The organism is Microcoleus sp. BM001215392 (genome assembly GCF_036700185.1).
In the GTDB taxonomy this organism is placed as follows: Bacteria; Cyanobacteriota; Cyanobacteriia; order Cyanobacteriales; family Microcoleaceae; genus Microcoleus.
Genome location: NZ_JAUBOJ010000545.1, coordinates 1 through 3,724, shown reverse-complemented (window position 1 = coordinate 3,724; position 3,724 = coordinate 1). Strand labels below are relative to the sequence as shown.

Below are 3,724 nucleotides of genomic sequence, written 5' to 3'. Positions count from 1 at the left end.
AGATCCCCCTAAATCCCCCTTAAGAAGGGGGACTTTGAGTAATTTCTTGTTCCCCCCTTTTTCAAGGGGGGCTAGGGGGATCAGGCTTAATTAAACTGTGTTAATTTTATTCTGCCCACCGCTGGCGGTAATTCCAAACCTGGCGAGGCAACCAAAATGGATGATTCCAAGATTTGTTTTTCATGTCTTCACCTAAAATTTGCGATCGCCAAATTTGCCACATCACCAACAGCCAAATCATCTCGCCAATGCGCCGCCCTTGAATTCCTGCTGCGAATTTGCCGGACATAATTTGAGCGGCTAAATCGGGTTGCCAGTGTTTCTCCGATTGCAGCACGGCAGGATTTAACCAATCGCCGATGTCATGCCAAAATTCGTTAAAACACCAGGAAGTTAAGGGCACGCCCATACCGCGCTTTTCCCGCCACACTATGTCCGCAGGTAGCCAATTTTCTACCGCCCGTTTGAGGATGTATTTCTCGCAAGCGCCCCGCAAACACAGTTCTCCCGACAGTTGAAATGTCCAGTCTGTGAGGGCAAAATCGCAAAAGGGCGATCGCACTTTCAGACCAAAAGCCAAAGCTAAATTAGTAGCACGCGGATGGATGTTCTGCGCGCCTTTGAGCATCAAACCCGCGCGGCGGAGGCGGTGCAGCAAAGACGTGTCCACAGCAGGATTAAGAGCCTCTAACAGCCAATTTTGAGGCTGCATATTCTGAATTTTTGTGTAAAATTCCGGCTGATAAACTTTAGTTTCGTATCCCCAAAGGCGGTGAAAAGTTCGCAGATATTGCAAGGCTAAAGTTTGGTCTCCGGCGGAATTTGCTGCTTGATAAACAGCCGCTGCAATCAGAGGTTTATTCGTCCAGCCTGCAAATAATTGATCGCCACCTTCGCCGTTAAAAACGATCGCACATTCTTGACTTGCAGCCTCATTTAACAGGTACAGCGGGACTGTCACTCCGTCACCAAAGGGCAAATCTAAAGCTTTCACCGCAGAATGCAAGGCTTGTTTAATCCGGCGCGGGCTCGCATCTACCTTGACTAAGGGAATGTTCAGAAAGTAAGCAACTTGTTGAGCCCAAGGATATTCGGGAATTCCAGCATCGCCGAAGTCGAGAGTATAAGCGCGGACTTTGACTCCGGCTTTGACTAATAAGGCTGCGACAACGGAGGAATCTAAACCGCCTGATAGAAAAACTCCCACAGTTTCATTGCTATTGATATCGGAAATCTGACGTTCAACGGCATCTTTAAGTAAGTTTTGCAATTGTGTTATTGCTTCTGCTTCGTCTTGTATTTCTTCGGAACTTTTTCGCCATTCTAATAAACGTTTTGAGTTGGATTCAAGAATCACACCGCTATCTCGATCGCACTCCCAAGTTAATTCGGTTCCGGCGGGAACTGCGAACACATTTTTTACTGGAGTTAAGGGAGTGGGGACGTAGGAAAAACAGCTATAACCGTACAAACCGGGAATGCTGACATCGGGTTTTTCGCAAATATTTAACAGCAGTTGCAAACTCGATGCAAACCAAATACTCTGCCCGATTTGCGTCCAGTAAAGCGTTACTCGGCCGAAGGGTTCTCGTCCCAAAATTAGGCAATTTTCGCGGACGTTTGCCCAGGCATCGGGTAACAGCAAGCCGTTGGTTGATGGATAAGTAGATAGTCCCGATGCCGAGAGGGCAGCGATTTGCAAAGTACGGCTTTTTTTTATTGGCTGGTTTGGCGGGCGATCGCATTCGGTGCTAGCAACGTTCCAAATTGGGTAATTTTCGTCGCCTGTGGTGGCGAAACTGGACAAATTATCGACTTTTTGGACTGGGATTTCTGTTGCAGATTGGCCGATTATTTTCGCCAGCCGTGCTTCTAATTTCTCGCGGAAATCGCAGCCCCAGTATCCTAAAAATTGACGCGGTTGGTTAGTAATTTTCATGTTAAAATTAATTCATAGCCGAGTTTTTGATGATTATTTAACTTCAAAGGATGTACTGCCGATCGCCCGACTTTCAAGAAACATTTTAACTTGCCACTTTCCGGTAGCAGCAGCAGTACCAATTTTGTAACGACAGTGAGTATTCCAGACTGGTTTGTCGATTTTGCGAGTTTGATAGCGGTTTTGTTTGACAACTTGACCGCTGGGGTCAATCCAATCGCAAGATAGCGACAGTTTCTTGCCTAAAGGTGCATCTTTTAAAGTAGTACGGTAAAAAATTTCTGGATTGTTTTGGCGGGAAATAACTGTCAAATTGCCGCCGTTATCCTGCACCGAAGTTATGCGGTTTTGTTGCATTGAAACGCGGGCGATCGCTTGTTCGTTTTGGGAAATGTAGAATCCGGTAATTGCGATCGGTACCACCCCAACTACCACCGCTAACAATCCAAAAATCCACCGATTGCGTTGCTGCTTTGCCAGTGCTTCCCGACGCTGCAACTGGATTAAAGCCTCATCTAGCAACTCAGTTGGCAAGCCCAATTCCTCCAAGATTTGTGTGACTTCTGCGGAATTAAGTTCAGCTTCTCGGACGTTAGAAAGGCGTTGTACTTCAGCTACTATTTGCGTTAGTTGAGTTTGAGTCAGTCGATTTTCCATATATTAAGACGCGGGAGAATTTTTTAGGCGATTTACTAACATTAGTTGGTTAACATTGTCAAACAGGCTGAGCTTAAAGTCAATTCATAAAAATCATAATTTTGAGTTCATAAAAGTCATAATTAATTTTTCACCCTCAGAAATGTAAGTTTGGTTGAGGAAGGAAACCAAACATTCATCCAATATTGAGGAAGAAAACCCCACAACTTTACTCATTCGCCCGCTTAGCGGAGCAATATCTACTTTTTATGCTGTTGAGCTTTGCTGGGAGTTCCCCCAACCAAGAAATTGCTAAAATGAGCTTGTAGCGCGATTAAGAGCGGGATAGCTACGCTCGCGCGTACTTTTGCCTAAAATGAGCAACAGCCTAATTAACCCCGATTCTGCAAACACCCACTGGGATTGCCCCGAGTGCGAAGGCACAGGTACAGTCAGCACAGAAACTTGCCCCGAATGTCTCGGAGCCAAATACATGGATATCGACGCGGTAACTAGCTGGATGCTCCATTTTATGGAATCTCGCGGCTGCAATCCCGATGAAATCGAGCAATTGCGCACCGACAATCCAGACCCGCTGACATTAACTTTTTGCCTCGAACTTTGTATAGCCCTTAAATAAACAAAGACAAAAACTCTCTCTTCTTTTCTCTTCCTTTGCGTTCTTCGCGCCTTCGCGGTTCAATAAAAAAAATCATTCACAAATCCTTAAAAATTGCCAAATCAATTTCCCAATAATTCATTTTCCTTGCACAGGATGTTGCCCGTAATAAGGCAAAGCATCCCACCAATCAGGGCGACTTCCCTGTTTCCACTCCAAATAAGCCAAATCCAACACGCCAGAAACCGACCAACCCAACTCGCTACCAACTTCAATCAACTGATAGGAACTTCCCCAACTTGCCAACTTTTCCTGCCAAGATTCCGCCGTCATCACCGTATCGGGAAACAACTCAGTTAAACCAGAATTCTTGTTAACTGAATAAACCGCCCCAAACAATTGTCCCCGCTGTGCAGGCATTTGCAGCGCGATATCATCTCTCAAAATCCCCCCCTTAGCAAGGGGGGGTTCTAATTCCAAAAGCCCCCCCTTAGCAAGGGGGGGTTCTAATTCCAAAAGCCCCCCCTTAG

General features: G+C 45.8%; 3 protein-coding genes and 1 pseudogene. 1 reads left to right on the top strand and 3 read right to left on the bottom strand.

The window, feature by feature from the left end; all coding sequences use genetic code 11:
* Window positions 1-106 precede the first annotated feature (106 nt).
* Both QT974_RS32370 and QT974_RS32365 read right to left on the bottom strand, forming a co-directional pair.
* Entirely contained in the window at window positions 107-1,939 is a 1,833-nt protein-coding gene (locus QT974_RS32370; protein WP_333472461.1) for an asparagine synthetase B family protein, read from the bottom strand.
* A 33-nt stretch (window positions 1,940-1,972) separates the two neighbouring features.
* On the bottom strand, window positions 1,973-2,596 hold the full coding sequence (locus tag QT974_RS32365) for a DUF3859 domain-containing protein (RefSeq protein ID WP_333472460.1): 624 nt from the start codon (window positions 2,594-2,596) through the stop codon (window positions 1,973-1,975).
* 355 nt (window positions 2,597-2,951) lie between these two features.
* Between QT974_RS32365 and QT974_RS32360 the strand changes: the two genes are divergently transcribed.
* On the top strand, window positions 2,952-3,215 hold the full coding sequence (locus QT974_RS32360) for a hypothetical protein (RefSeq protein WP_333472459.1): 264 nt from the start codon (window positions 2,952-2,954) through the stop codon (window positions 3,213-3,215).
* Between the two features lie 117 nt (window positions 3,216-3,332).
* Here QT974_RS32360 and QT974_RS32355 read toward each other — a convergent pair.
* A pseudogene (locus QT974_RS32355) lies at window positions 3,333-3,724 on the bottom strand (tRNA (adenosine(37)-N6)-threonylcarbamoyltransferase complex dimerization subunit type 1 TsaB); the annotation flags it as partial.

Bases quoted from the DNA above. Each gene is read 5' to 3' on its own strand.
- QT974_RS32370 (WP_333472461.1), bottom strand. From the start codon at position 1,939: ATGAAAATTACTAACCAACCGCGTCAATTTTTAGGATACTGGGGCTGC.
- QT974_RS32360 (WP_333472459.1), top strand. From the start codon at position 2,952: ATGAGCAACAGCCTAATTAACCCCGATTCTGCAAACACCCACTGGGAT.
- QT974_RS32365 (WP_333472460.1), bottom strand. From the start codon at position 2,596: ATGGAAAATCGACTGACTCAAACTCAACTAACGCAAATAGTAGCTGAA.